A 2,034-nucleotide genomic window follows, 5' to 3' on the forward strand; every position below is an offset into this window, starting at 1 on the left:
ACACGATTTGAGCTGGGAGTAGATGCAGACGCGGCTGCGTTCGACGTGCCAGTAGATCATCACCCCGGGGCCGCCGTAGCGCTGGTGGTATTGGGTCATCAGGTTCGACTCCCAGGAGCCGAACTTCTTCGAATCGCTGGCACAGGCGGTGCCCGCACCCCACCAGTTCGGATCCCGGGCGGCGAAGGTGGCGTTCACCAGCGTCCTTGTCGCGCGGCGCAGGTTGTCGCGAGTGATGAAGTGCCGGCGCACATGCCGCAACGCGGCCTCGGACTCGGAGTGCTCGCCGGTATTGACGATCGCCCGGATTCCCATGTTCGTTCCCAGGGCGAACAGGTCGAGCAGCAGGCGTCTTCGCAGCGTGTCGCGGTCGATCACCTCCCGTGACGCCACGGAGGTGAACTCGGCGGTGAAGTCGGTGAGGAAATCGGCGTCCTTGAGCACATCCAGCAGGTCCAAGGTGCCCCAGCGGTGGGCGACCTCGGCCTTGATCTTCTCCAGATTCTCCGGCTCCGGCTGTTTCTCAAGCTTCGGCACGCTGATCCACTGCTCACCGCGCCGCCGCGTCAACCGGATACCGCCCGTGGTGTTCTCGGCGAGGCCCGTATCGAGGCGGGTCAGGGCTTGGCTCATGCGCTGCTTGAGCCCGGCGATGAATTCGGTCGGATCCAGCGGCTGGCGGATCGCGGCGTAGTGCACCTCGCGGGCGGTGTCGAAATCGCCGGGCAGATCGTCTTCGGGGTTGCGCCACCGGTTTCCGCCGTCGACGTAGATCTCGCGGCGGCGGATCGCGTCTCGCAACGCGACCAGCACACACAGCTCGTACGGGATGCGCTCGACGCGGCCCTTCTCATCGACCACCGCCTCCCGCCACGCCTTGGACACCACCCCGTCGAGCGGGGCCAGGGCGTGTTTGTCGTAGAAGCGGACCTTGCTGTCGATGCTCGCGTATCGCTGCAACAGCTCCATCGCGACCATGACCGGCCGGTAGGCGGTGTTGTTACACCGGAAATCCAGCGCCGCCAATAGTGCCGGCAGCATCCGCCGATAGTGGTTGGAATACGAGCTGCGCAGCACGGTGCGCACCCGCGCTTGGAACACCTGATCGTTGGCCTTCGCCTCCTTCACCAGCTCCCGCAGCGTCTTCTCCCCGACCACCAGGTACAGGGCCTCGCGCACGATGTGATCGGGATGGTCCACGGCCGCTTGCGCGAGGCGGAACAAGATGTTCTCCTTGCCCCGCACCCGGCGCAGGTCCTCGGTCAGCTCCTTCTCCACCCGCCGATCCGCCCGCGTGCCGATCTTGTGCACCAGCTCGATCAGCAGATCCACCAGCGCGTCGGTGATCTCTCCCGACCGGACCCAGCACAACGCCGCCAGCAGCGTCAGCATGGTCGGGGCCGGCATATCCCGCAGATCCGAACCGAACATGCGTGCCGCCCGCACCCGCCAGGCATCGACCAGCTTGTCGCTGGCGTCGGCGAACAAGTCTGCGGCCAGTTCCAGCGCCCGTACCGCGGCCAGCTTGACCACTTCCCGCAACAGCGTCTCGAGACTGATCTTGCCCGGGTCGGACTTCAACTCCGCCAACAGATTCCGGCCACTCGCCAACGGCGCAGCACCGACAGCGACCAAGTTGTTCAACCGGTCGACCGACAGCTCACCGAGCCGTGAGACGGTCCGTTCACAGAACTGTTTCTCGAAACTCGCCCGCGCCGACCCGATCAGCCGGTCGATCCGGCCCGGCGTCGTCGGTTCGATCCGCTCGGCCCGGCAGCGCACCAACAGCGCCTCACGCAGCTGCTCGTCGCGCAGCTCCACCGGGCACATCTCGGCCGCCAGCCACGCCGCCAGCTTGTCCTCGTCGCTGCGGGAGAACTCCCGGAACCCAAACGCATCGTGCACCTGCGCCCGGTGGTACTCGATCGTGCGCCGCAGACTAGTGGGTGCGCCCGTTAGTTCGTCGGGGGTTATGCCGCGAGCGGTCGGGGTGCGTGCAGGTCGTGGTGGCCGAGGCGGTGCAGTAACTGGTTG

1 protein-coding gene is annotated in these 2,034 nt (G+C 66.4%); it reads right to left on the reverse strand.

The window, feature by feature from the left end; genetic code table 11:
- Window positions 1-1,974: Tn3 family transposase (locus ACIBG0_RS42195; RefSeq protein WP_397041280.1), on the reverse strand; the 1,974-nt coding region annotated here is incomplete at its 3' end.
- Between the last annotated feature and the right edge of the window lie 60 nt (window positions 1,975-2,034).

This window comes from Nocardia sp. NPDC050630 (assembly GCF_044457245.1).
Classification (GTDB): domain Bacteria; phylum Actinomycetota; class Actinomycetes; order Mycobacteriales; family Mycobacteriaceae; genus Nocardia.